This window comes from Blastomonas sp. AAP53 (assembly GCF_000331245.1).
Taxonomy (GTDB): domain Bacteria; phylum Pseudomonadota; class Alphaproteobacteria; order Sphingomonadales; family Sphingomonadaceae; genus Blastomonas.
This window is the reverse complement of record NZ_ANFZ01000002.1, coordinates 217,003-240,791: the sequence shown is the minus strand read 5'-3', so window position 1 is coordinate 240,791 and position 23,789 is coordinate 217,003. Positions and strand designations below refer to the sequence as shown.

24 protein-coding genes and 1 tRNA gene are annotated in these 23,789 nt (G+C 64.6%); 4 read left to right on the top strand and 21 right to left on the bottom strand.

From position 1 onward, the window contains the following. Window positions 1-25: 25 nt before the first annotated feature. The 5 genes from D618_RS0101170 to D618_RS0101150 form a co-directional block, all read right to left on the bottom strand. A complete protein-coding gene (locus D618_RS0101170; RefSeq protein WP_017669651.1) occupies window positions 26-2,761 on the bottom strand; it encodes a valine--tRNA ligase in 2,736 nt (911 codons plus the stop codon). 24 nt (window positions 2,762-2,785) lie between these two features. Beyond that, window positions 2,786-4,858: a S9 family peptidase gene (locus tag D618_RS0101165; RefSeq protein WP_017669650.1), complete on the bottom strand. Its 2,073-nt coding sequence runs from the start codon at window positions 4,856-4,858 to the stop codon at window positions 2,786-2,788. A 55-nt stretch (window positions 4,859-4,913) separates the two neighbouring features. Continuing rightward, complete coding sequence (locus tag D618_RS0101160) at window positions 4,914-5,351, bottom strand: DUF2497 domain-containing protein (RefSeq protein WP_017669649.1); 438 nt, start codon at window positions 5,349-5,351, stop codon at window positions 4,914-4,916. Window positions 5,352-5,390: 39 nt separating this feature from the next. Beyond that, window positions 5,391-6,827, bottom strand: a complete 1,437-nt coding sequence (locus D618_RS0101155) for a TolC family outer membrane protein (RefSeq protein WP_017669648.1) — start codon at window positions 6,825-6,827, stop codon at window positions 5,391-5,393. 82 nt (window positions 6,828-6,909) lie between these two features. Then, window positions 6,910-7,581, bottom strand: coding sequence for a protein-L-isoaspartate O-methyltransferase (locus tag D618_RS0101150; protein WP_026091145.1), 672 nt, complete (start codon window positions 7,579-7,581; stop codon window positions 6,910-6,912). A 252-nt stretch (window positions 7,582-7,833) separates the two neighbouring features. On the opposite strand from D618_RS0101150, the gene D618_RS0101145 reads away from it, so the two are divergent. Further along, window positions 7,834-7,907 (top strand) — tRNA-Cys (locus D618_RS0101145). 89 nt (window positions 7,908-7,996) lie between these two features. Next, window positions 7,997-8,446: a YaiI/YqxD family protein gene (locus tag D618_RS0101140; protein ID WP_026091144.1), complete on the top strand. Its 450-nt coding sequence runs from the start codon at window positions 7,997-7,999 to the stop codon at window positions 8,444-8,446. Window positions 8,447-8,468: 22 nt separating this feature from the next. Here the strand turns inward: D618_RS0101140 and D618_RS0101135 are convergent, their stop codons facing one another. From D618_RS0101135 to D618_RS17330, 6 genes are all read right to left on the bottom strand, one after another. Further along, window positions 8,469-10,922, bottom strand: a complete 2,454-nt coding sequence (locus D618_RS0101135; protein ID WP_017669646.1) for a zinc-dependent metalloprotease — start codon at window positions 10,920-10,922, stop codon at window positions 8,469-8,471. A 131-nt stretch (window positions 10,923-11,053) separates the two neighbouring features. Next, complete coding sequence (locus D618_RS17340; RefSeq protein WP_017669645.1) at window positions 11,054-11,755, bottom strand: hypothetical protein; 702 nt, start codon at window positions 11,753-11,755, stop codon at window positions 11,054-11,056. Between the two features lie 138 nt (window positions 11,756-11,893). Then, window positions 11,894-13,441 (bottom strand): PepSY domain-containing protein, encoded by a 1,548-nt coding sequence (locus D618_RS17335; protein ID WP_081590373.1) that lies wholly within the window; start codon window positions 13,439-13,441, stop codon window positions 11,894-11,896. 26 nt (window positions 13,442-13,467) lie between these two features. Next, window positions 13,468-15,603, bottom strand: coding sequence for a TonB-dependent receptor (locus tag D618_RS0101120; RefSeq protein ID WP_017669643.1), 2,136 nt, complete (start codon window positions 15,601-15,603; stop codon window positions 13,468-13,470). A 103-nt stretch (window positions 15,604-15,706) separates the two neighbouring features. Next, the gene (locus D618_RS0101115) at window positions 15,707-16,114 is read right to left on the bottom strand and encodes a hypothetical protein (protein WP_152414463.1); all 408 of its coding nucleotides are present in this window, start codon (window positions 16,112-16,114) and stop codon (window positions 15,707-15,709) included. A gap of 85 nt (window positions 16,115-16,199) precedes the next feature. Beyond that, window positions 16,200-16,535, bottom strand: coding sequence for a hypothetical protein (locus D618_RS17330; RefSeq protein WP_017669641.1), 336 nt, complete (start codon window positions 16,533-16,535; stop codon window positions 16,200-16,202). Between the two features lie 189 nt (window positions 16,536-16,724). Between D618_RS17330 and D618_RS0101105 the strand changes: the two genes are divergently transcribed. Then, a complete protein-coding gene (locus tag D618_RS0101105) occupies window positions 16,725-17,225 on the top strand; it encodes a DNA starvation/stationary phase protection protein (RefSeq protein ID WP_026091143.1) in 501 nt (166 codons plus the stop codon). A 144-nt stretch (window positions 17,226-17,369) separates the two neighbouring features. Here D618_RS0101105 and D618_RS19785 read toward each other — a convergent pair whose 3' ends face one another. Then, entirely contained in the window at window positions 17,370-17,531 is a 162-nt protein-coding gene (locus tag D618_RS19785) for a NepR family anti-sigma factor (protein ID WP_202949928.1), read from the bottom strand. 177 nt (window positions 17,532-17,708) lie between these two features. Next, window positions 17,709-18,371 carry a sigma-70 family RNA polymerase sigma factor gene (locus tag D618_RS0101095; protein WP_017669638.1) on the bottom strand — a complete coding sequence of 221 codons (663 nt, stop codon included), beginning with the start codon at window positions 18,369-18,371 and terminating at the stop codon, window positions 17,709-17,711. 229 nt (window positions 18,372-18,600) lie between these two features. Here D618_RS0101095 and D618_RS0101090 point away from each other — a divergent pair, with 229 nt between their 5' ends. Beyond that, window positions 18,601-18,738, top strand: a complete 138-nt coding sequence (locus tag D618_RS0101090; protein ID WP_017669637.1) for an entericidin A/B family lipoprotein — start codon at window positions 18,601-18,603, stop codon at window positions 18,736-18,738. Window positions 18,739-18,827: 89 nt separating this feature from the next. On the opposite strand, the gene D618_RS19205 is transcribed toward D618_RS0101090, so the two are convergent. From D618_RS19205 to D618_RS0101050, 8 genes are all read right to left on the bottom strand, one after another. Beyond that, window positions 18,828-18,995, bottom strand: a complete 168-nt coding sequence (locus tag D618_RS19205) for a DUF1328 domain-containing protein (RefSeq protein WP_017669636.1) — start codon at window positions 18,993-18,995, stop codon at window positions 18,828-18,830. A gap of 77 nt (window positions 18,996-19,072) precedes the next feature. Beyond that, the gene (locus D618_RS0101080; RefSeq protein WP_017669635.1) at window positions 19,073-19,900 is read right to left on the bottom strand and encodes an NUDIX domain-containing protein; all 828 of its coding nucleotides are present in this window, start codon (window positions 19,898-19,900) and stop codon (window positions 19,073-19,075) included. Window positions 19,901-19,977: 77 nt separating this feature from the next. After that, window positions 19,978-20,223, bottom strand: a complete 246-nt coding sequence (locus D618_RS0101075) for a hypothetical protein (protein WP_017669634.1) — start codon at window positions 20,221-20,223, stop codon at window positions 19,978-19,980. A 264-nt stretch (window positions 20,224-20,487) separates the two neighbouring features. Beyond that, window positions 20,488-21,297, bottom strand: coding sequence for a helix-turn-helix transcriptional regulator (locus D618_RS0101070; protein ID WP_017669633.1), 810 nt, complete (start codon window positions 21,295-21,297; stop codon window positions 20,488-20,490). A gap of 56 nt (window positions 21,298-21,353) precedes the next feature. Then, complete coding sequence (gene ubiA / locus D618_RS0101065; RefSeq protein ID WP_017669632.1) at window positions 21,354-22,262, bottom strand: 4-hydroxybenzoate octaprenyltransferase; 909 nt, start codon at window positions 22,260-22,262, stop codon at window positions 21,354-21,356. A gap of 10 nt (window positions 22,263-22,272) precedes the next feature. Beyond that, complete coding sequence (locus D618_RS0101060) at window positions 22,273-23,085, bottom strand: tryptophan 2,3-dioxygenase (protein WP_026091141.1); 813 nt, start codon at window positions 23,083-23,085, stop codon at window positions 22,273-22,275. A 68-nt stretch (window positions 23,086-23,153) separates the two neighbouring features. Continuing rightward, the gene (locus D618_RS20100) at window positions 23,154-23,288 is read right to left on the bottom strand and encodes a hypothetical protein (protein WP_255342543.1); all 135 of its coding nucleotides are present in this window, start codon (window positions 23,286-23,288) and stop codon (window positions 23,154-23,156) included. Between the two features lie 104 nt (window positions 23,289-23,392). Further along, window positions 23,393-23,713 carry a hypothetical protein gene (locus D618_RS0101050; protein ID WP_017669629.1) on the bottom strand — a complete coding sequence of 107 codons (321 nt, stop codon included), beginning with the start codon at window positions 23,711-23,713 and terminating at the stop codon, window positions 23,393-23,395. Window positions 23,714-23,789: the final 76 nt, after the last annotated feature.

Here is a 23,789-nt window from a genome sequence, read left to right as displayed (position 1 = left end):
GCCCTGCGGGCGCAGCGGGGGACGCTTATCCAAGCCGCGCCAGAGCCGCCGACAGCCGCTCCGCCTCGGCGGATTTCTCTGCATGGTCGGCGCGCGCCTTCTCGACCGCCTCGGGCTTGGCCTTCTCGACGAACGCCGGGTTCGACAGGCGGCCTTCGAGCGATTTGGCTTCCTTGGCGACCGCTTCCAGCGCCTTGGCGAGCCGCGTCTTTTCGGCGGCGATGTCGATGATGCCTTCGAGCGGCAGCACGAAGGTCGCCTCGTTGACCACGATCTGGATGGTCGCACCAGCGGGCGCGGCTTCATCCAGCGGCGCGAAGTCGATCCGCGCAAGCCTCTGCGCTCCGCTCCAGAAGCCATTGATCCAGCCCTTGGTCTGATCGTTGGCATCCTGAACGAACGCCTTGAGCCGCGCTCCGGGCGCGATGCCCAGCTCGTTCTTGGCCGAGCGGATTTCGCGTACCAGCGCGATGCGCCATTCGGTTTCCGCCTTGGCACCCACATCGACGTTCGCGTCCGGCGCAGGCCACTCCGCGAGGATCAGATCGTTCTTGCGCTCACCAAGCGCATGCCAAAGCTCTTCGGTGATGAACGGCATGAACGGATGCAGCATCACCAGGATCTGGTCGAGCACCCAACCTGCGACCGCGCGAGTCTCTGCGGCCTCGCCCGCGTCGCCCTCGGCCGAGAGCACCGGCTTGATCAGCTCGAGATACCAGTCGCAGAACTGATCCCAGACGAAGTGATAGATCGCGTTGGCCGCCGCATCGAAGCGCAGGTCCGCCAGCGCCTTGTCGAGCGCCGCAACCGTATCGACCACCTCGCCGATGATCCAGCGGTTGACCGCCAGCGTGGCGTCCGGTGCCTTGACCGATGCACTCGCGCCGATGCCGTTCGACTGGCAGAAGCGCGAGGCGTTCCACAGCTTGGTGGCGAAGTTGCGATAGCCCTCGACGCGGCGCTCATCCATCTTGATGTCGCGGCCCTGGCTTTCCATCGCCGCCATGAAGAAACGCAGCGCATCCGCGCCATACTGGTCGATCAGGCCCAGCGGATCGACAGTGTTGCCCTTGGACTTGGACATCTTCGCGCCATCGGCAGCGCGGACGAGGCCGTGCAGGTAAAGCTGCTTCCAGGGCGCAGCGCCCATGAAATGCGTCCCCATCATCGCCATGCGCGCATCCCAGAAGAACAGGATGTCGAAGCCGGAGATCAGTAGATCGTTGGGATAGTGCTTGGCAACCAGCGGCGCGTCCGCGCCATCCTGGGGCCAGCCCAAGGTCGCAAACGGCCAGAGCGCGGAGGAGAACCAAGTGTCGAGGACGTCGGAATCGCGATCGAGCGTCACGCCCTCGCCTGCCAGCAGCTGCGCCGCTTCCTCGGTCTCGGCGACGTAGCACTGGCCATCAGAGCCATACCAGGCCGGAATCCGGTGGCCCCACCAAAGCTGGCGTGACACGCACCAGGGCTGAATGTTGTCCATCCAGTGGAAGAAGGTCTTTTCCCAGCTCTTGGGCACAATCTCGATCACGCCGGTCTTCACCGCCTCGATCGCGGGCTGCGCGAGGGTCTTGGCGTCGACATACCATTGGTCGGTCAGCCAGGGCTCGATCACCACGCCGCCACGGTCGCCATAGGGCGTCTGGATGGTGCGCGGTTCGGCGTCGTGTTCGGCTGTCTCGCCATCCTTCGACGTGACGACATGCGGAACGAGGCGGCCCAGCGCCTTCATCCGCTCGACGACCTGGCGACGCGCATCGAAGCGATCGATGCCGACGAACTCCGCCGGGATCAGGCCATCGGCGGTCTGCACCACCTTCGCCTCGGCATCGAACATGTTGAGCATGTCCGCCGCCGCAATGCCTGCGCGCCGTCCCACCTCGAAGTCGTTGAAATCATGACCCGGCGTGATCTTCACCGCGCCCGAACCCAGTTCGGGATCGGCATGGTCATCCGCCACGATGGGGATGCGCCGTCCGGTGATCGGCAGCTCGACGAACTTGCCGATGACGCTGGCATAACGCGGGTCAGCGCCGTTCACCGCGACGGCCATATCGGCGAGCATCGTTTCGGGCCGCGTCGTCGCGACGACGATATGATCGCGGCCGTCGTCCAGCGTCACGCCGTCTGCCAGCGGATAACGGAAATGCCAGAAATGGCCCTGAACCTCGCGCGTCTCGACCTCGAGATCGCTGATCGCGGTCTTGAGCTTGGGGTCCCAGTTGACGAGGCGCTTGTCGCGGTAGATCAGTCCCTGATTATACAGGTCGACGAACACCTTGAGCACCGCCTTGCTGAAATGCGGGTCCATCGTGAACTGCTCGCGCGACCAGTCCATCGAACAGCCGAGGCGGCGCAGCTGGCGGGTGATCTGCCCGCCGCTTTCTTCCTTCCACTCCCAGACCTTGTTTACGAAGTCTTCGCGGCTGTAATTGGAGCGCTTGTCACCTGCGGCCTCAAGCTGGCGCTCGACCACCATCTGCGTCGCGATTCCGGCATGATCGGTGCCGACCACCCACAAGGCATCCTTGCCGCGCAGTCGCTCGTAGCGGATCATGATATCCTGCAGCGTGTTGTCGAGCGCGTGGCCGATGTGCAAGCTGCCCGTCACGTTCGGCGGCGGGTTGACGATCGTATAGGGCACAGCATCGGGCCGCTCGGGACGGAACGCGCCCGTCCCCTCCCAATGCAGATACCATTTCGCCTCGATCGCGGCAGGATCGAATGTCTTGGGCAGCTCTTGCTTGTCGGTGCTCGTCATCCCGCCGCTTTAACGCAGGGCGCGTTATTTTCCAGACGTTTTGATCGTCCCCGGCTTCAGATGCTGCCCCAGCCAGTCGAACACGTTGCGGTGCCACTGCACGCTGTTCTGCGCTTTCAGCACCCAATGGTTCTCATCCGGGAAGATCAGCAGCTTCGATTCGATGCCCTGGCGTTGCAGCGCAGTGAACGCGGCGAGCGATTGCGAATAGGGGATGCGGAAGTCCTTCTCGCCGTGGATCACAAGCGTCGGCGTCTTCCAGTTGGTGACGTAGTTGACCGGGTTCCACTTTTCCGCGTCGGTGCGCTGCCACCACGGGCCGCCATGGTCCCATTCGTCGAACCACAGCTCCTCGGTCTCGAACGCCATGGCGCGCAGGTCGAACACGCCCGCATGCGTGACCAGGCACTTGAAGCCATCGGGCCATTGGCCTGCGATCCAGTTCATCATATAGCCGCCATAGCTGCCGCCCAGCGCACAGGCGTTGCTGGTGTCGAGCGCGGCGTCGATGCCCGGCAATGCTGCCATTCCTACCTTCAGGTCCTCGAGCGGCTTGCCGCCCCAGTCCTTGTTGATGCTGTCGGTGAACGCCTGGCCGTATCCGGTCGAGCCATGGAAATCGATGGTGACCGCAGCATAGCCTTGCGAGGCCATCACGGCAGGGTTCCAGCGGTACGACCAGCTGTTGTTGAAGCTGCCCTGCGGTCCGCCATGCACCAGCAGAGCGACCGGCAGCTTGCCCGTCACCCCTTGCGGCTTGATGATCTGGCCGTGGACGAGATCGCCGTTCGCACCGGTGAAGCTGAACTTTTCATATACGACCGGGTCGAGCCCGGCGAGCTTGTCGGCATTGACGTCGGTCAGGCGGCGGGTCTGGCCCTTGCTGTCCATCAGCACCAGATCGTCGGGCGCGGCGAGCGAGTTGACGGTATAGAGGAAGCTGCCGTTCGCCAGCGGTACGACATTATTCACATTGCCGCGCTCGGTCAGCCGGGTGACCTTGCCGCTGGGCACATCGATGCGGAACACCGGATGCTCGAGCGTGTCCTGCGCGGTGACCAGCAGGCTCGTCGAATCCGCAGCCCAGGCAATCGATCCTGCCGAGCGATCCCACCCCTCGGTGAGCTTGGTGACCTTGCCGGTTGTCATGTCGCGCAGATGCACGACCATGCGGTCGGCCTCGTATCCGGGCCGCGCCATCGCCGCCCAGGCGAGCCATTTGCCATCGGGCGAGGCGGCAGGCAACGAGTCGGTCGCCTCGTTGTCCTGCGTGAGGTTCACCGCTGCCGCGCCTTCGGCGAGCGGCTGCCAGACGATATCGAGATTGGTCGAGCGCGGCTCGTCGCCATCGGACTTGCGGATGGCAAAGGCGATGGCGCTGCTGTCTGCTGCCCAGGCGATCTCCTCACCGCCGCCGAACGGCTTGCTGGGCGCATCGCCCTCGATCGAGCCGCTGATGCTGCGCGCAGGGCCAGCCACTTTGCCGTCGGTGCCCAAAGCATAGGCATAGATGTGCGAATAGGTGCCCGGCTCGCGCCAGCTGTCCCAGTGCCGCACGAACAGCCGGTCATATTCGCGGCCGGTGCCCTGCGGCTTCGCCTTGGCATCGCATGCATCGACCGAGCATCCCTCGGTGACATCGGCCCAGACTGCGATGCTGTTGCCATCGGGAGACAGGCTGAACCCGCTGATGTCAGTTGCCGCCTGCGTCACCTGCACCGGCTCGCCGCTGGGCAGCGCAACGCGCCACACCTGCGTCGTGCCCGAGCGGTTGGAGAGGTAGAACAGGTGCTTGCCGTCGCGGGCGAAGACCGGCGCGCTTTCGTTATGACCCGGCGAATCGGCGATGCTCACGGGCTGCGCATCCTTGCGCGCGATATCGAGCAGGAACAGGCCGGTGCTGCGCTTGTTCGCCGCCAGATCGGTGCTGGTCAGCTGATAGGCCACCCATTTGCCATCGGGCGAGGCGGCGGGTGCGCCGAGCCGGTTGAAGGTCGCCAAATCGCTCTCGGTCATCGGCCGGGCGGCGGCGGGTGCGGTGAAGGCAAGGGACGAGAGCGCGCTGGCCAGCAGCGCGGCAATGAGAGGCTGTTTCATGGTTGCGTTCGTTACCAGCTCGCGCCGCGTGGCGCAAAGCCCTAGAACGCCGGGATCAGCCGTTGCGGCCGGTGATACGCCCAATTTCCTTGGCGACCAGCGCCTCGACCATGTCGGGCAGGTTCTTGTCGAGCCAGTCGGCGAGCATCGGCCGCAGCATTTCGCGCACCATGCCCTCGAGCGAGGTTTCACCCGACCGCACGATCTGCGGGCTGACGCCCGGTTCGGTCAGCGTCGCCAGCATGGCCAGCGATTCGCGCATCGACTGTTCGCCCGCCCGGCTGATCAACGGCGGTTGCTCCACCTCGGGCGCAGGCCCGGGCTCGAAGCTGTCGGTGAGTTCGAGGATGTCCTCAGCGGGCTTTTCCTGCCGGATCGGTGCGGAAGACCGTGCAGGCGGCGCACGGCGCGGCTTGCGGCCATCCTCGGCGATCACTTTCTTGATCGACGCCAGGATTTCCTCAAGACTGGGCTCGCCAATGTCGCGTGTCATTCCCGTTTGCCCCTGATCCGATTCGAGCCCCTGCCCAATCTATCGGTTGGGCGGTCCGACCACTGCGGCATTTTGCGCCGGGCTGTCAACGGTGCGCGTCGATTGCGCCACCGGATCCCTGTCCGAATTCCAGTCGTTGATCTTGCCGCGGACCCGCTCGTAGTTGAGTTCGGGATCGTAGAGCAGGCCACCATCCAGCCCCAGATCGCGCGCTTCGGCCCGGCCCATCGCGGCCAGCAGCGTGAAGCCGGCGACATAGGCATTGCGCCGCGCGGTCACCAGCTGCACCTGTGCGTTCAGCAGTTCGCGCTCGGCATCCAGAATGTCGAGAATGGTGCGGTTGCCCACGCTGTTTTCGGCGCGCACGCCTTCCAGCGCCAGCGTGTTCGATTCGACTGCCTTTTGCGATGATTCGATCACCTGCATCGACGCATTGAAGCTGGCATAGGCAGCCCGCACCTGCGCGATGATGCTGCGTTCGACCGCGATTTCCTGCTCCATCGCCTGGCCTGAAATGGCCTGGGCGCGGCGGATCTGCGCGCCGGGGCGGCCGCCCTGATAGACGGGCACCGTCAACTGCACGCCGGCCGCTGCACTCGACTGCTGCTGCACGAAATTGCCCTGGATCAGCGTACTGCCCAGCGTGCCCAGAAAATTCTGGTAGTTGCCCTGGGTGAACAGGCTGACCTGCGGCATCCGCGTACCGCGCGCCGACTTCACATCGAAATTGGCCGCTTCGACCCGCTCGCGGGCGGCTTCCAGGTCGGGATTGTTGTCGAGCGCAGTGAACACTGCAGCGTCCGGCGCTTCGGGCAGGTTGGGCAGCGGCGGCGGCGGCTCCAGCGTGCCCGGGGCGGTCCCGACGAGCTGAATATACGTTTCCTTGCTGCGAATCAGATTGGCCTCGGCCGTCTGCAGATCGGTGCGCGCAATCGCCAGCCGCGCCTCGGACTGCGCGACATCGGTGCGGGTGAGGTCTCCGATCTCGAACCGGTCGGATGATGCCTGCAGGTTGACGTCGAGCACTTCGACATTCTGCCGTTGCAGCCCGACGATCGCTTCGTCGCGGATCACATCCATATAAGCGGCGACGACATTGCTGAACACGCTGGCCTCGGTTCCGCGCAGATCGGCCTGCCCTGCCCCCACCCGCACCTTGGCGGCGTTGATGGCATTGCGCGCGCTGCCGCCTGAATAGATCGGCACGTTCAGGGAGATGGTGCCGTTGACCGAACGTTCAGGCGCGGTGAAGGCGTTGGCCGGATTGAGGAAGTTCTCCGAATATTGCGCCTGGACCTGCGAATTGGGCCGGCCATCGGCCAGCGCGATCGGAACGCCTTCGTCGGTCGCGCGCTGCTGGGCGCGTGCGGCGTTGAGCGTGGGGTTGGTCTGATACGCGGCGATCAGCGCGTCCCGCAGCGTTTCCGCATGCAGGGGCGCGCTGCCCAGAACCAGAGCCGCACCACAACCGGCCATCCAAAGCGAAGTCTTCATCAATCCGGTTCTCATACTGTCCAGCGCCCCTGCCCGCATCCTTGCCGACAGAGGCGAGGGTGCGTCAGAAGCTGTAGCTCTTGGGCCGGGCAAAGGCTGCGAGCGGTGCGATGTCGGTATCGGCAAAGGGAACCACGGCAAAGGCCTGACCCTGCCGTCGCCCCGCCGCCAGCCGCGACACCCCGGCATCGTTCAGACCGGTAAGCAGACGTCCGCCGTCTGCCAACTGGGCTACGATCTCGTCAGGCACCTGGTCCACGGCCCCATCGATGATGATGAGGTCATAAGGTGCGCCTGCAGCATGCCCCTGTACCAGCGCCGATTCGACGATCGTCACATTGGCGAGGCCTGCCAGATTGGCTTGCGCCTGTTCGACCAAGGCACGATCATCTTCGACGGCGACCACATGCGCGACGATTCCGGCCAGCAAGGCAGCCGCATAGCCGGTGCCTGCTCCGATCAGCAGCACCTTGTCGCCGCTCGACAGTTCGGCACGCGTCAGCATCAGCCCCGTCGACAGCGCGGGGTTCAGCACCCGCCCGTTGGCGAACGGCACCGATCGGTCGATATAGGCGATCGCGCGCTGGCTGGCGGGCACGAAATTCTCGCGCGGCGTCACGGCCATCGCCGCGATCACGACAGGATCGCTTACGTCGGTGGGGCGCAGCTGGCTTTCGATCATGTGCCTGCGGGCTGCGGCGAAATCTGGCGGAGCAAGAGTGTGTGTGTCGGTCATGGTCAAGCGCCCTAGAATATGCAGGCAGCGATGCAAGCCCAAACGAAGCTTGAAGCCCCGACTTGATAGCCATCCGGTTGCAAAATGCAATGGATATCACTGCCAGTTTTGTTATGGCACGGCTGTATTATCATGGCAATACAGCATTTTCGGCAAAAATCGCAGCGCCAGCATCTGATCCTGACCCGCCCCGCCGCTTGAGACTTGACTTTCCTCCCGAAGCCGCACAATGCCGCCTCCTTCCACACCAGCGGCCCGATGGCGGAGTGGTTACGCAGAGGACTGCAAATCCTTGCACGCCGGTTCGATTCCGGCTCGGGCCTCCAGGTTTTTCCATCGTTTTGGCGTCCCCGCGCCTCCGGTGTCGCGCACCGACCTCGGCGGGGCGAGACCGAACCATCTTGATTATGCTGCCATGATGATCCTGGTCGATGCTGATGCCTGCCCGGTGAAGGACGAAGTCTACCGCGTCGCATTGCGCCATCAGGTGGCGGTGACGATTGTCAGCAACAGCCCCATCCGGGTACCCGACCATCCGCTGATCGCCCGAACTGTGGTGAGCGATGGCTTCGATGCAGCCGACGACTGGATCGCCGAGCGCGCGACCCCGCAGTCGGTGGTGATTACCGCCGACATCCTGCTCGCCGACCGGTGCATCAAACAGGGATCCGTGGTGATTGCACCCACCGGCAAGCCGTTTACCGCCAACTCGATCGGCGGCGCGATCGCGACGCGCGCGATCATGGCGGACCTGCGCGCAGGCGGCGACATCATCGGCGGGCCTGCTCCCTTCAGCAAGGCCGATCGGTCACGCTTCCTCCAGGCGCTTGACGAAGCGCTGGTCCGGCTGAAAAGGACACTCTGACCGACCCGGTCCGCTGCCGCGCCTATTCGCCACCATCACCGATCGGCATGCCCGGCGGTATCGGAACCTGCCCCTGCTCACCTGCCAGCGCCGCGCTCATCGCCTCGCGATCCTGGATCAGTCGCGCGGTCGACAGCGCCCACGCCCGGTCGGCAGGGTCGGCAAAGCGGCGCGCGCCTTGCGCATCCGCCCAGTCGTGCAGTGCCTGATCGATCCGGGCTGCGGCCTCGATGCCACTGCCCGAATCGCGCGCGGCTTTTGCCAGCGACAGCACGATGCGCGTCCCCAGAACGCGGCGCACCGCGCCCAGCCGCGCATCACCCGTTGGCGCATCGGCCAGCGCCAGCAGCCGTTGCGCGATGATATGCGGCCCCGGGCTGGCCGGATCGGCACGGTGCTGCTGCGTCATGCGCGCCAGCCGATCGGGGGCGAGCAGCGCATTCAGCGTCACCTGTGCCGTCACCTGCGTGGCAGCCAGCGGATCGAACGCCGCCGCGCCTGCCATCGGCATGATCTCGATCTCGGTCTGACGGTCGCCATCCCCCGAATATCCCGCAGACAATTGCGGCACCAGCCGCGCGGGCACGTCAATGACGCTGGGTTGCAGCGTCGCCAGCAGCGAATCGAGCGCACGCAGCTGATCGGAGGGCGCCACCGGAGCTGCCATGCCATCGCCCTGCCCTGCGACCGCGTATTCGGAGTACAGGCCCCCCAGCAGCTTGGCCGCCGCCTCGACCTGATAGCGGTGCACCAGCCACACGGGCACGAACTTGCGGCGCAGATCGGCGACCGGTTCGCCGGGAGCCAGCGCCGCCGGACCAAAGCGCGCCACGGCAGCCGCGCGGACCTGCATCATCCGGTCGAGCTCTGCCACCGGATCGACGCCATCATCCCACAGACTGCCCCAGGGCTGGCTTGAAGAGACGCTGCGGGCATTCTCGTCCGACACGAAGCGCATGCCGGCGAGCGCTGCGGCATCCGCCTTGGCACGGGCCGCAGCATCGGGGTTGCCGCTGACTGGATCGCCATACAACCAGTCGATCGTGTGCATGTCCCAGCGCCCCAGTCCGACGCCATAGGCATCCGACAGGTCGGGCGCGCCATCCTTCAAGCCGATGCGCGGCGCGGGGTAGTCCATCACCGAGGCGCGGTCCTGCGTGCTGCCGGCAAAATTGTGCATCAGCCCCAATGCATGGCCGATCTCGTGCGCGGACAGCTGGCGGATACGCGCCAGCGCCACCTGTGCAGGATCGTTCGGCCCGCCGGTGCCGGTCTTGTCTGCGCCGACCAGCCCTTCATAAATCAGCATGTCCTGCCGCACGCGCAGCGACCCCAGCAGCACCGATCCTTTCAGGATCTCGCCGGTGCGCGGGTCCGTCACCGCATAGCCATAGGACCAGCCGCGCGTCGCCCGGTTGACCCAGTTGACGACATTGTAGCGCATGTCGAGCGGGTCGGCACCTTCGGGCAGGATCTCGGCGCGATAGGCATCGATATAGCCCGCAGCCTCGAAAGCCTGCTTCCACCACTGGGCGCCTTCGAGCAGCGCGGTGCGGATCGGCTCGGGCGCGGCGTTATCGATGTAGAAGACGATCGGCTTGCGCACCCGCGAGCGCGGCGCATTGGGGTCGATCCGCTCCAGCCGGAAGCGGTTGGCGAGGTTCTGCACGATCTGGCCGCCCAGGGGCGCGGAAAAATCGAGGATCTGCGTTGCAAAACCGCCGCCGCGCGGATCGAAGGCACGCGGCACATAGCCTGCCTCGGGCAGCGCGATGAAGCTGTGCCGCACGACGAGCGTCACCTGCCGGGAATCAGGCGCGATATTGCGCACCTCGGGCCCCGGCGTGTCGCTGGCATAGGTCTGCCGCGCCTCGAACTCGAGGTTCATCGGGAAGGCGCGGGTGGCGGCGGGATCGGCAGCGCTCAAGCCATCGACCAGCTTCCACCCCTTCTCGCCGCTGGAGTTGAGCTGAGCGGCGACGTTGCGGGTATCGCGCGCGAGGAACGGGGCGATATCGACCAGCAGCCGGCCATCGGGCGCGTCGAGCGCGTCGCCCAGCCACAACACCGATGTCGCAAAGGCATTGGCAGCAGCGGCCTGTTCGGCAGGCGTCCCGGCGCTGGCGCGGAAGCGGGGGTTTTCGAGTTCGAACGAGACCTTCTTGCCCAGGCGGCGGATCAGCAGGATCTGCGCGGGGCCAGGTTGTGCGCGGTCGAGCCCGATGGGGGCGGAACCCAGGCCGGTGCGCAGAGCGGTGGTATAGAGCATGCGCGCCACCACGCCGTCCGCGCCCGCTGCCGGCAGCGACAGCAGGATACGCCCGGCCCTGGCATCGACATGCACAGGGTAGAGCCCGTCGCGCCTTTCCGTGCCCGCATAGGGACTGGATGCCGCAGCGGCAGGCGGCGCGGCAAAAGCCTGCGGCGTGGAAAGAACAGCCGCAAGGCCCAGCGCGAGTGCAAGTGAACGGTTCATCGGACCCCCAGTCGTTTGTACAAGACTAGGGGCCAATGCGGCTGGCGAGCAAGCGGCTTTTGCCGCCGATCGCCTGCGGCTGCGGTGAAGCGTCAGGACGCTGACCGCCCTGACGCTTGATGACCGCCAACTTACGGCGTGACGGGCTGAGCCGCGACAGGCTGCACGACGGCGGGCGCATCAGTCACAGGCTCGTCAGAAGCGGGCTGGACTGTGGCAGGCTGAACTGTAGCAGGAGCTTCGGCAGTCGCTGCCACGGCGGCGGTTTGCGCGCCAACGACCATGGGCGTCGGTTCTGCGGTCTTTGCAAAGGACAGCGGCACATCCTCCTGCACGAACCCGGTGATCGAACTGCCTGCCGGGATGACAGCGCTGGTGCCGGTCAGGAAGAAACCGGCAACCGGCAAGAGCACCACGGCCCCGACAACACCAGCCGTACCGGTGACACCCTTGTCGTCAGTTGCGCCGGACAACCTGATCTGGCGACCATTGACCGTAGTATACAACATGCGCACCTCGATCGCGCCGGACTTGCCCCACATGCCCTTGTTCCGCACGCTGGTGATCTCGCCCGTTGCCGGGCTGCCCACCGGGATAACCGTCACGCCATCGACCATGACAGGCTCTGACACTTCCAGATTGAAGCGGTCGCCCACGCGCAACTTCTTGCCCTTGGTCGTCAACTCGGTCAGCGTCTTGAGCGGCACGGATGTGCCGGCACGCAGCGTCGGGCGCTGTTCGGCTCCGATCGTCAGCGCCTCCTGGGCGATCGATGGCGCCGAAACCGTACCGGCAAGCAGCGCTAATGTCAGAGCATATGCTATATTTTTCACTAATTTTCCCCTGAGTTTTCAATTCGCTAGGCCCCGATGACGACGCCATCCAAGCGTGTCAAACGGGTTCTGAACCAAATTGGGGAGAGTCTGATTATGGGGCTGTTGTGCACGCATTTTGCCCAGCGCGAAGCGTGCCTACCTGGCCCGCCCCCGCCCGCGCCTGCGCCGCCGGTCGAGCACCAGCCCGATTCCGGCCATGAAGCCCAGCAGCAGGACGATGAATGCGCCGACCACGACGTTCAGCCCAACCCGGCCGATCGGGAACAGGAAGTTCCATTTGTGGATGAAGCTGAAGATGTACCGTTCGGGCTTCTGCCAGTTCTCCGTGCGGTCGGCGAGCACGCCGGTGCTGGTGTCGACGAACAGTGTCGCGTTGACCGGCGCGCCATAATCGATCCGCCATACCGGCAGCCGCTTGTTGCGGAAGTCGTAATCCGGGCCGAAGCGGGTGACGACCTCCATCGCGGTGATCGCGCTGTCCGGTGCGCCGCTAAACCGCCGCCCGAGCGCGGTGGCGAGCGCCTTGTCGCCCTCGGCCCAGGGTGTGCCGGTGGCAGCATCGACATAAAGCGCAGGGCCGGTGGGGCTGACACCCTCGAAGCGTGCGTTGCGCATCGCGGTGTCCCCCATCGGCATCTGGTGTCCGGCATGCGCGCTGTGGTCATGCTCGCCCTTGGGCATCGCGCCCTTGGGTTGGGCCAGACTCAGGCGATAGAGCGGGCGACCACCAGGGCCTTCGACCAGCGACAGGCCGTTGATGTCGAGCCCGGCGGAGACTTCGGCCCAGTCGCGTTCGATCGGATAACGCGCACCGGTCACATCGACCGGCGGAGACATTCGCAACTGGCTGGCCGGTGCCTCGATCGCCGCCTGCACCAGATGGATGATCCCGCTGATCGAGAACATCAGCAGCGGCAGTGCCAGCACATAGCCCATCGCGCGGTGCCAGCCCTTCGATCCGGCCAGGCGCTTGCCCCGCCGGATCGCCACCAGCAGCAGAATGCCGGTGACCGCGAGCGCAGCGAGGCTGCCAACCATCGCGGTGATGACGACGACACGCAACCATTCGAGCTGCGGCGGCACCCATTCCCAGCTGTGCAGCCAGCGGAACACCGTCTGCAGCCGGGTCTTGGTCACGTTGTTGACGGCGGCCAGGCTGCTCGTCTCGGTGTGGACATAGGCGGTCAGCCGGTCGTCACCGGCAAAGCGCACGCGCCAGACGGGCAGCTGGCGGTTGACCCACGGATAGTCCGCATCGAACGCCGTCTGGTGGACGATCTCGGCGACCGGGCGGGTTTCCTTGAGGTAATGCCGCGCGATGAACTCGGCCTGGCGGGCGTCCTGCCCGGCCAGTTCCGCGCCGGTATCGAGCGCGAAATAGCGTCGCGGTGCCTTGGCACCTTGCGTGACCTGCAGCAGGTTGGCGTCCTTGCCGACCACCACCTTAACCGCGCTGGCCCTGGCGATGCCGGCCTTGGCCAGCACCGTCTCGACCGGCTGAGCGGACGCCATGTCGACGCTGCGCATCGGCGGCATGAACTCGATCTGTTGCGGGCCGAACAGCACCATAAAGATATGCGCCATGCCCGAAAGCCCCCAGATGAAGAGGCTGACGCCGCCGATCAGCGCCAGCCATTGGTGTTTGCTCATCGACCATCGGGCGAGCTTGGGACGGTTTGCCATGATGCTGTTCTCCCTTGTGCTTGCGCTCAGAACTGCGCGGTGATGCCGCCATAGATCGCGCGGCCCACACCCGGGGTGTAGATCGCGGCGCGCTCGAGCGACTGGTTGGCGTTGGTGGCGACGTTCGAGATGAACACGGTGTCGAACAGGTTCTCGACCGATCCGAACAGCTTGATTCCGGGAAGGACATCGACGCCTGCAGTCAGCCCGACCAGTTCATAGCCAGGAGCCCGCTCGGTATTGGCAAAGTCCGCCCAGGGGCCGTCGAACACCCAGCGCAGGTTGGCCGAGACATACCATTTGTCCTTCTGCTCGAACCGCGCTTCGGAGACGAACAGATGGCGCGGCACACCGGCAAGCTGGTTGTCGCCGTACGTCACGTCGTCATCAAAGCGGAAGTCGTTGAACGTGTACGCGCCGCGCAGCGTGAACGCCTGCCCGCGCGCCGCCAGCACATCGCGCGCAACATAGACGTCGAGGCCCAGCTCCAGCCCCTGGTGGATCGTCCTGTCGGCGTTGTCGGTGAACGAGACAAAGCCGTTGGTGCCCGGCACGCCGAAGTCGAGGAACTCGTTTTCAACCTCGCTGCGATACAGCGAGACGTCCCAGGCGATGAAATCCGCCTGGCCCCGGCTGCCGATCTCATAGGTCGTCGCACGCTGTTCCTTGAGCGGTGCGAACGGTCGCGATCCGCCCGAGGTCAGGTCGGCGAGGCTGGGCGGCTCGAAGCTGCGGTTGATGTTGGCATAGAGCTGCGCGGTGTCGCCGAGCGCATAGAGCACGCCCACGCGCGGGCTGAATTGCGCGTATTCGCCGCGCCCCGATACCTCGGCAAGGATGGCGACCACGTCACGGGTCACCTTCACGTACTGGCCGCCCAGCACGGCGGTCAGGCGACCGGTGAGCCCCAGATCGAGCTGGCCGAAAGCGGTGAGGTTGGTCGAATCCTGATCGGACTCGTTGGTCAGCCCTGCGCGCTCGCCATTGAGGTTGCGATGGCGGCGGGCGCTGTTGTCCGCGCTCGCATAGCTGCCGCCCAGCGTCCAGCGGCTGACCGCGTCGCCCAGCAGCGTGAACTCGCCCAGCGCGCGCAGCGAGACACCGAACTCATCCTCTTTCTGGTCGATGATCCCGGCAAAGCGGGTGATGGCATGATCGAGCTTGCGCCGCGTGTACCAGCCGCCGATCTCCAGCGTGCTGCTGCCCAAAGTGATCGCGGTGAGGTTCGAAAGGCGGTACACATCAAGGTTGCGGTCCCAGTCGTCTGCGACCGGGCCGGGATCGAGCACGGTGACCGGGCCGCCGGGGCGGAACGGGCCGACGGTGACCGGACGGCCCGCCGCGCGCGGATTGGCAAGCGCATCGGCGAGGCGCAGCGATCCGTTGAGCTCGAAATTGTCGCTGAGCGCGGTGACATAGAAGCGCGTCTCGATGCTATCGCTCAGCTTGAAGCCGATATTGCCATGGCCATAGAGGCTGCGCACATCGGAGTGCTCGCGAAAGCCGTCATCGCGAAGGCCCGTTACACCGATATAATAATCGGTGCCGCCCGACACGCCCGATGCGCTCAGGTTGCCGCGCAGCGTGTTGAAGCTGCCACCCTCGATACGGCCCGAAAAGTTCGACCGCGCGGTGCGCCCGGTGGGCGAGACGATGTTGACCGCCCCTCCCAAGGACGCCGCGCCGTACTGCAGGCCGTTGGCACCCTTGAATACTTCCAGATAGCGGATGGTGAGCGGATCGATCTCCTGGAATTCGGTCGCCCCGCTCGCGCGGCTGATCGGCACGCCATCGCGCAGCACGGTGAGGCCGCGCCGCTCAAAGCCCGAATTCAGACCCGAACCGCGGATCGAGATGCGCGATTCGCGCTGCGCACTGGTATCGGCGAACACGCCGGGGGTGAGGATCAGCACATCGCCGATGCTCTGCGCAAAGTCTTCGGCAAAGACGCTGTCCTCGACCAGCCCGACACCGCCGGGCACGCGCTCGAGCCTTTGCCGCGCTTCCTCGACGCTGGGGGAAGTCGGCGTGCTAGTGCTGCTGGCGGTGACGATGATGACGGGATCGGTGCGCTGGCCGACGCCCTGGGCAGATGCGGGGGACACGACGGCGAGCGAGGCACCGCCCAGCAGGGCGGCGCGCAGAAATGCGGTATTCTTCATGGTGGTATTCGTCCCTGAACGGGGAAAGAGGGATGCAGCAGCGGACCAGATCGCTCCGGATCATCCGGTGCGTCAGGCGTGTGGCTGCATCAGCTTGATGGGTTCAGGTAAGCGAGGGAGGCCCGGTGGCAGGCGGCGTTGCGGCATGGTGTCTGGCGCGCAGCAGGCTGTGGTGCAGCGCAGGCGGAACATCCTGCGCCATGATGATGTGCGGCACGGTCACGCCGTTGCTGGGCATCGCCAGCGTGGCCAACCCGGCAAAGGCGCAGGGCGGCATCGGGTTGTCGGCGTCGTCGCTGCCATCCTGATCCGGCACATCGCCGCGCGCCACCGCCAGCTTCAGATAGTCCTGATAGCGCGCATCGTCGCGCGCAACGGTGGCGGCCTTGTTGCCCAGTCCGGAGCAGAGCTCGATCGTGAGGCCTTGCGGCCCCAGGTGCGGCATGAAACCCTGCGGCGCGAGCGCACCGAACAGCATCGCCAGCAGCAATGCCGGCGTCATGCGTGTCATCCAGGTGCGAAGTCGCTTCATCGCGCCCGCCGGTAAGACCGATGACCGCGCTTATCAAGCATGAAACGCCAGCCGATGCCTCAGCTCAGGACGCAAGCTTCCTCGAGGTCCGCCGCGCAGGCGCACCTGAGCCACCCAGCGCCGACTTGACCTTGGACCACAGCCCCGGCTTTGCCTCGCCCGGCAACGTCTGCCCTGTGACCTTGAGCAAATAGCGCGCTAGAAGCAGCGCCTGGTTTCGCGTCATCACGATATCACGATGCTCGATCAGGTCATTGTCCAGCGCGATACGAGACCGCGTGCATTCGATCCTGAGGTCGATCCCGTTCGGTAGATCCAAGTGCGTCCAGCCTATCAGCGCAATCGGCGGTAGTTCGCCTGATTTCTGTTTGGCACCAGATGGTTGCAGTTCATCGTTCATGGCCCACTCCTGCACGGATTAACTAATATTTATAAGGGCCTGTCAAGCGTTCCGGCAATTTGAGGCTTTTGCTCCACCGAAAAGCCGGAGGTTGCGGAACCGCCATCGGATGCGGGCGTAGAGTTCAACGTAAGCCTTTCGTTTCTCGGACGGCTCCCTTTTCCCGTACCCAAACAGGAGGACATGAACATGGCAACTGCAGCCAAATCCAAGACCAAGAGCGATACCGTCAACACCGGCATTGAAGCGGGTGACCGCAAGGAAGTCGCCAAGGCGCTTCAGCACGGCCTGGCCGATACATACTCGCTCTATCTCAAGACGCTGGGCGTCCACTGGAACATCGTCGGCCCGTCGTTCTACAGCGTCCACAAGCTGACCGAAGAGCAGTATGAAGACCTGCACGCCGCTGCCGATGTCATCGCAGAGCGCATCCGCGCGCTGGGCGAGATCGCTCCGGCATCGTTCGGAGACTATACCAAGCTTTCGGTGGTCGATTCGAGCGAAACCCCGCGTCAGGCTGATGCCATGATCAAGGGCCTGATCAGCGACAACGAAGCCATCGCCAAGCGCATGCGCGACTTTGTCGAGGTCGCCGAGGAAGCCGACGACGTCTTCACCGCCGATCTGCTGACCGCGCGCATCGGCAAGCACGAAGAAAACGCCTGGATGCTGCGTGCGCTGATCAGCTGATCAGTACCGAAACACCGACCCAAAGGGCCGCGATCTTCATGGATCGCGGCCCTTTTTTGTTTGCTGTCTGGCCGCAGCGCACAACAAAAACCCGCCGGAACCATGAGGTCCCGACGGGCAATGCAATGTCGTGGAGTGACAGGCTCAGTTCTGGCAGCCGGGCTCGCCGATCTTGTCCAACTGGCTGAGCAGATCCTCGAACTGATCGGGCAGCGGGCTTTCGGTCACGCCGTCATAGACCTGGCGCAGGCTGTGGCCGATGCGGGCCTGCCGCACCAGCATGGGATCAAAACACGAAGTACGCATCGCACTCGCCTCCAGACGATCCAGGGAACTGGCATTACGCACTTTTTTCATGTTCCCTTCGGCTGCCTGAGCATGCCGCTGTCATCTGCTGAGCGCCTCCACGCGCCCCGGGTTGAACATCTCCGCCTGAGCCTGGAAGGGCCGGCGTTGTCCGGCCTTGTGCCGGAAGCGTTGATCTTATGCGGCCAGAGCGGTGACGCCCTGGCTCAATTTGTCGAGCGTGCCCAGGATGTCGCTCATCGCCTCGTCCGCCGAATTGCGCTGACGACGCGTGCCGATGGGCGAATCGCCATCCAGCATTGCGGCCAGCGCCGTACGGGCGCGCGAGACTCGGCTCTTCATCGTGCCGACGGCACAATCACAGATTTCTGCAGCTTCCTCGTAGGAAAAGCCGCCTGCACCGACGAGGATGATCGCTTCACGCTGGTCTGCGCCCAGCTGCATCAGCGCCATGCGTACATCTTCGAGATGCAAGGGGGCTTGCTGATCGCTGTTGGCGGTCAAGGTCCGCTCGGCCACGCCTTCATCATAAGGTGCGGTAAACTTGTTGCGGCGCATCTGCGAAATGTAGCAATTACGCAGGATCACGAACGTCCAGGCTCGCATCGACGTATCGGGACGGAAGCGCGCACGCGCGGCCCAGGCCTTGAGCATCGTATCCTGAACCAGATCGTCGGCCACGTCCATCTTGCCGCAAAGGCTGTAGGCAAAGGCGCGCAGGTGCGGAATGGTGGCGGCAAGGCGCTGCTTGAAGGTCGCATCGTCCAGCGGCACGATCACCTCTTCCGTGTTGGCCTCGGTCGCTTTACCTTCGGTCGACTGGTTGTGGTTGCTCGTCATAAATTCGCCTCTCTTGAGCTGCCCCCAAAGCAGCATGGATTGGTCCGCTAGCTGGCCCGCGCGTCCATCCCTCACCGGAGGGCGCGCACAAGGACCATGCTCCAACAACCCCCTGCTGACGGGATGGTTCCCGATGATTGTTTCTGCAACTCATCCTCGCGCGTAGCGTAGATAGCCGGGCCATGCCCCGAATTAGAAGAATAACATATTGTGGAAAAAGGAAATCCTCATGAACCGCAGCGCATCACTACGCCTTGTCGTCGCCGCCAGCCTGGTCGCTTCGCTGCTTTCGGCCTGTAATACGGTCAAGGGTGCAGGCCGGGACGTCGAATCGGTTGGCAAGGCTGCCGAACGCGCCATCGACTGATTTCAGATCCAGATACTGGCGCTGTAGCACCAAAGAAAAAGGCCCGGAGCGATCCGGGCCTTTTTTGTATCACGGCAGGGACAGGGCAATTACGCTCGGCCGCGCACCAGATGCATCACCAGGCTGGCGACGAGGAACAGCAGGAAAAGGAAGAACAGGATCTTGGCGATCCCGGCAGACGCTCCGGCGATACCGCCAAAGCCCAGCACGCCAGCCACGATGGCGACGATGAAAAAGATAAGGGCATAATGCAACATGGTTCATCTCCGGTTGGGATGAACGGATTACGAAGCGGGCCCTTCGAGGTTCCGCCAGGACACAGCTTTTTGCCCGGTCACCCCCGCATGGAGGTTCCCAGCGGCTCGCTCGTCACCGGATAGCCCAGGTCATCGGGAATGCACAGATGAGGAGCGCCGTCGCGTTCCTCAATAAACGGCATGATCATCCGTGCAGAAAATCGCACAGCATGAGCCACCGCTTCGGTATGGCTGCCGAACAGCGCGAGCCGTTCCATGTTGCGCCGCGTGGGGAAGATGAGCTTGACCTTGCCGTCATCGGCCATGGTCAAGGCCTGCTGTGCCGTGGCCCAGAACAGATGGCGGTTCTCGGTCGCATCGACCTCGACGATATGGTCATGCGCCCCGCAGCGCGCGAGATAGAAGCGGGTGTCGAAGATGCGGCTTTCGTTGAACGGCGGACGCCACCGGGTAAACGGCGTCAGGGCCGACAGGTCGAACTGCCAGCCCGCATCGCGGCACAGATCGGAAAACACCGCGCCTGCATGCATCGCGGCGCGCGCTGCGGCCAGCGCCTCGCCCTCGGGCGCAACGGCAAAGCCTATTCCCAGCCCCGTCTCCTCGATCGTTTCGCGAATCGATGCGATCCTGGCCGCTGCATCATCGGGATCGAGCCCATGCTGCAGGCTGGCCGCGAGCCGGTGGTCGTCAGGATCGACCCGGCCGCCCGGAAACACCACCGCACCCCCTGCAAACACCATCTTGGACGATCGTTCGACCATCAGCAGTTCGGGCACGCCGCCATCTGCCGCATCGCGAAAGACGATGATCGTCGCTGCAGGCGTGGCTTGCGCCAGAGGTTCGCCCGTACGCGGGTCTACAGTCTGGATATGGGTGTCTTTGGGAAGCGGAGCAGGATCAGCCATGCGCTATGTCATTGCCCATCCGGCTCTGCCTGCCAAGCGCGAAAACGCCAGTTGCCCGCTGCGGGCGGACCGCTGCCTCAATGGCGCATCAACCGTTCGGCGATCCGTTCGGGCTCGATGCGGTACAGGCCCCTGGCAGCCTCGCGCGCGAGCGAGGCATAGCGATCTGGCATCAGGCCATCGTCGTCAATATCCAGCGCCTCGCGGTCGCATTCGTCCACCAGAGTATCGAGCAGGTCCAGCAACCGATCACGGCCTGGCACTGGCTGCGGCGCAGCGCGCCCGAACAGGCTCAATCCCTTCTGCGCCAAAATACCGATCATCGCTGTGTCTCCTTGGTCTATCGTGATGAGGATACAGCCAAGAACGGCACAAACCGGCGGAAATTTAGGATTTTGATAACCATGCTTGCGGTGTCGGAAATCTTGACATTTCGTTGCCGCGCAAGACTTCGTTAACCATCGAACGCTATGTAAAATCTGGTAATTCCGTGCATGGCACAGCCCATGCTAAGAGTGCGAGCATTCATCTACACTTCCGGCAGGGCGGCCCGCTTCACAGGTCTCGCGCCGCCCTGCCATTCCCCCTCATCGCAGTGCTTCACCCCCGTCGAGCGACCGCAGCACCTGCATGGTGTGCGCGTCTGCAGGGAAGAACGTCTCAAGCGCCAGTTCGGACAGGGTGATATCGCGCGGGGTTCCAAAGATCGTCACCGTGGTCATGAACGATAGCCGCCCGGCGACCGTGTCGATCGTCAGCGGCAGTGCGATCGGTGGCCGGCCCGCAGGCGCGTTGTCGTTGGCAGAGCCGGGATAGGCGGCCAGCTCATCGCGCAGCGCGGCCAGCCCGGCATCGGCGGTCATCTCGATATCGCGGTCGAGCCGGTGGAGGATATAGCTGCGCCATACTTCATAGTTCACGATCTGCGGAGCCAGCCCATCGGGATGCAGCGCCAGCCGCAGCACGTTGACGGGCGGGACCAGCAGATGCGGCGCGATCTGTTCGATCAGCAGCGCCAGCGCGCCATTGGCCGCCACCATGTTCCAGTGCCGGTCAACCGCCAGAGCCGGGAACGGTTCGTGCGCCTTGAGCAGATGCTCGACCGCCGCCAGCGCTTCGGCCATTTCAGGCGCGGTGAGGCCTGTTTCCTCGAACTCGGGTGCGAGGCCCGCAGCGAGGAGGATCTGGTTGCGCGCACGCAGCGGAATGTCGAGATGATCGGCCAGCCGGATGATCATGTCACGACTGGGCTGAGCGCGACCGGTTTCGACGAAACTGAGATGCCGGGTGGACATCTCCACCTCCAGCGCAAGCTGCAGCTGGCTGAGACGGCGGCGCTCGCGCCACTGCCGCAGTTGCTGTCCGGCGGGTTCGGAAGTTCGGCTGTCCTGCTTCATGCCGCCGATGCTAGCGCGGCGGGGTAGGCAAGGCCATTACCTCGCGGGTCATCGCGTTACGCCGCCAGCCCGACCACGGCAAAGGCAGCAAAGGCCAGGAACCCGGCGTTGCGGTTGCTGCGGAACTTGGCGAGCGGATCGTGCAGGTCATCGGGCCGCAGCGCGATCACCTGCCAGGCCAGGTGCACGGCGACCGGCAGCAAGGCTGCGAGTGCGACCCAATCGGGCCGGACCAGCCAGATCGCGCTGCCCCAGGCCGCGATGGTCAGCGCATAGCACAAAGCCACGCCGCCACGCACAGCCCCGCCCAGCGCGCGCGCGCTCGACCGGATACCCACCAGCGCGTCATCCTCCACATCCTGCAACGCATAGATGGTGTCATAGCCGATCACCCAGGTGATGCAGCCGCCATAAAGCAGCAGCCCTGCCAACGGCACGCTGCCCGCTATCGCGGCCCAGGCGACCAGCGCGCCCCAACTGAACACCAGCCCCAGCCACACCTGTGGCCACCAGGTGATGCGCTTCATGAACGGATAGGCGGCAACCAGCGCCAGCGAGGCGATGGCGATCAGCGCTGCGGGCAGGTTCAGCTGCACAAGCACCACCAGCCCGATCAGGCACAGCCCGATCAGCCATGCCCATGCAGCCTTCAGACGCACCGCGCCACTCGCCAGCGGGCGATTGCGGGTTCTGGCCACCTGGGCATCGAGGTCGCGATCGACGATGTCATTATAGACGCAGCCCGCGCCGCGCATGGCGATCGACCCCAGCAGCATCCACAACAGCAGCGGCCAATGCGACACCAGTCCGCCCGACAGCGCCAGCGCAAAGGTGCACGGCCAGTACAGCAACCACCAGCCGATCGGCCTGTCGAGCCGCGCCAGCAGCGCATAGGGCCGCGCAGCTGCCGGCAGGATCGCCAGCAGGCCGCGCGTTTCGGTATCGGGAAGCGGAGCGGTGGTCATGGGCTCCACCCTATAGCCGCGTCCTGAGCGACCACAATTCGGGAAACGCGCGTTTGGTCAGCGTCGTGTGCAGATAGGCTGCGCCCGCGGTGCCGCCGGTGCCGCGCTTCATGCCGATGATCCGCTCCACCGTCAGCACATGCTTGTGCCGCCACGCAGCCATCGCATCGTCCAGATCGACCAGCTTTTCGGCGAGCTGGTACAGATCCCAATACCGTTCGGGGTCGCGATACACCTCGACAAACGCATCCTCGACGGCGGCATCGGGGGTATGGGGCTGGCTGAAATCGCGCGTGAGCAGCGCAGACGGGATGGCAAAGCCTGCGCGCGCCAGAGCGGCGATGGCATTGTCCCACAGGCTGGGGGCGGCCAGCGCCTGCTCCATGGCGGCGCGCGCATCGGGCCGGTCGTCCTGGAACTTCAGGAACGCGCCATCCTTCAGCCCCAGCAGATATTCCACCGTGCGGAACTGATCCGACTGAAAGCCGGAGCTTGGCCCCAGCACGCTACGAAAGCGGGTATAATCGCTTGGTGTCATCGTCGAGAGAATGTCCCAGCTCAGCGTCATCACTGCCTGCACACGGCTGACCCGCGCCAGCGCCTTGTAAGCCGGGATCAGCCCACCGCTGGCAACCTGCGCGTTGGCGAGCCGCAGTTCACGGATGATCTGCTTGAGCCACAGCTCCTTGGTCTGATGGATGATGATGAACAGCATCTCGTCATCTTCGGACGAAACGGGATTCTGGCAGTCCAGCAGCGAATCGAGCGCGAGGTAGCGCGCATAGGTCATCGACGCAGGAGCGGTGTCGGCACTGTCGGTCATGCCGGGGTGATAAAGCATCGCGCGGAAAAGGGGAAAACGCTTTTCCGGTGTATGCTGTCAGGCAGGCGTCATTCCGCTTCGGGAACGTCTGCCAAGGGCTGCGCACCGGTCTGTTCGGGCGCGGTCGCCTGGGCCGGATTGGCCTGGCGCTCATCGAGCATCTCGGCGGCTTCATCGAGCGCGCGGGCCTCGCCCACGGTCACGCCGCCGGGCCCGGGATCATTTTCCGCAGGCCCACACGACAAGGCCGCCAGCGCGCAAACGCTGACGGCCCATGTCTTGCCTATGCTTCCGAAGAAGCGAGGCATTACTTCTTGGCAGCTTCGCCAGCAGCGGCAGCCGCGTCGGTTGCAGCAGCCTTGGCTTCGCCAGCAGCGGCAGCAGCTTCGTCAGCAGCGCCTTCAGCAGCGTTCACAGCGCCTTCAGCAGCAGCTTCGGTGGCTTCACCAGCAGCTTCGGTTGCTTCAGCAGCGGCGTCGCCAGCGGCTTCAGCAGCTTCCATGCCAGCTTCAGCAGCTTCTTCAGCGGTTGCTTCTGCAGTGGCAGCTTCTTCGGTCTTTTCTGCGCCGCAAGCAGCCAGGGCCAGCGAGAGAGCGGCAACCGATGCGATCGAAAAAATGGTCTTCATCTTGAACTTCCGTCCTTGTCTAAATGGCTGATGTCAGCCCAAAAGGAGTTAAACACGTCACAAATGTGCCGACAAG

What these genes read in the sequence shown, in the direction of transcription:
- D618_RS0101070 (WP_017669633.1), bottom strand. Translation starts at nt 21,297, where the DNA reads ATGAAGCAGGACAGCCGAACTTCCGAACCCGCCGGACAGCAACTGCGG.
- D618_RS0101165 (WP_017669650.1), bottom strand. Translation starts at nt 4,858, where the DNA reads ATGAAACAGCCTCTCATTGCCGCGCTGCTGGCCAGCGCGCTCTCGTCC.
- D618_RS0101060 (WP_026091141.1), bottom strand. Translation starts at nt 23,085, where the DNA reads ATGACCGACAGTGCCGACACCGCTCCTGCGTCGATGACCTATGCGCGC.
- D618_RS0101160 (WP_017669649.1), bottom strand. Translation starts at nt 5,351, where the DNA reads ATGACACGCGACATTGGCGAGCCCAGTCTTGAGGAAATCCTGGCGTCG.
- D618_RS0101120 (WP_017669643.1), bottom strand. Translation starts at nt 15,603, where the DNA reads ATGAAGAATACCGCATTTCTGCGCGCCGCCCTGCTGGGCGGTGCCTCG.
- D618_RS0101140 (WP_026091144.1), top strand. Translation starts at nt 7,997, where the DNA reads ATGATGATCCTGGTCGATGCTGATGCCTGCCCGGTGAAGGACGAAGTC.
- D618_RS17330 (WP_017669641.1), bottom strand. Translation starts at nt 16,535, where the DNA reads ATGAACGATGAACTGCAACCATCTGGTGCCAAACAGAAATCAGGCGAA.
- D618_RS17335 (WP_081590373.1), bottom strand. Translation starts at nt 13,441, where the DNA reads ATGGCAAACCGTCCCAAGCTCGCCCGATGGTCGATGAGCAAACACCAA.
- D618_RS0101095 (WP_017669638.1), bottom strand. Translation starts at nt 18,371, where the DNA reads ATGACGAGCAACCACAACCAGTCGACCGAAGGTAAAGCGACCGAGGCC.
- D618_RS0101170 (WP_017669651.1), bottom strand. Translation starts at nt 2,761, where the DNA reads ATGACGAGCACCGACAAGCAAGAGCTGCCCAAGACATTCGATCCTGCC.
- D618_RS19785 (WP_202949928.1), bottom strand. Translation starts at nt 17,531, where the DNA reads ATGCGTACTTCGTGTTTTGATCCCATGCTGGTGCGGCAGGCCCGCATC.
- D618_RS0101155 (WP_017669648.1), bottom strand. Translation starts at nt 6,827, where the DNA reads ATGGCCGGTTGTGGTGCGGCTCTGGTTCTGGGCAGCGCGCCCCTGCAT.
- D618_RS0101150 (WP_026091145.1), bottom strand. Translation starts at nt 7,581, where the DNA reads ATGACCGACACACACACTCTTGCTCCGCCAGATTTCGCCGCAGCCCGC.
- D618_RS0101135 (WP_017669646.1), bottom strand. Translation starts at nt 10,922, where the DNA reads ATGAACCGTTCACTTGCACTCGCGCTGGGCCTTGCGGCTGTTCTTTCC.
- ubiA (WP_017669632.1), bottom strand. Translation starts at nt 22,262, where the DNA reads ATGACCACCGCTCCGCTTCCCGATACCGAAACGCGCGGCCTGCTGGCG.
- D618_RS0101050 (WP_017669629.1), bottom strand. Translation starts at nt 23,713, where the DNA reads ATGAAGACCATTTTTTCGATCGCATCGGTTGCCGCTCTCTCGCTGGCC.
- D618_RS0101075 (WP_017669634.1), bottom strand. Translation starts at nt 20,223, where the DNA reads ATGATCGGTATTTTGGCGCAGAAGGGATTGAGCCTGTTCGGGCGCGCT.
- D618_RS0101115 (WP_152414463.1), bottom strand. Translation starts at nt 16,114, where the DNA reads ATGACACGCATGACGCCGGCATTGCTGCTGGCGATGCTGTTCGGTGCG.
- D618_RS19205 (WP_017669636.1), bottom strand. Translation starts at nt 18,995, where the DNA reads ATGTTGCATTATGCCCTTATCTTTTTCATCGTCGCCATCGTGGCTGGC.
- D618_RS0101105 (WP_026091143.1), top strand. Translation starts at nt 16,725, where the DNA reads ATGGCAACTGCAGCCAAATCCAAGACCAAGAGCGATACCGTCAACACC.
- D618_RS0101080 (WP_017669635.1), bottom strand. Translation starts at nt 19,900, where the DNA reads ATGGCTGATCCTGCTCCGCTTCCCAAAGACACCCATATCCAGACTGTA.
- D618_RS0101090 (WP_017669637.1), top strand. Translation starts at nt 18,601, where the DNA reads ATGAACCGCAGCGCATCACTACGCCTTGTCGTCGCCGCCAGCCTGGTC.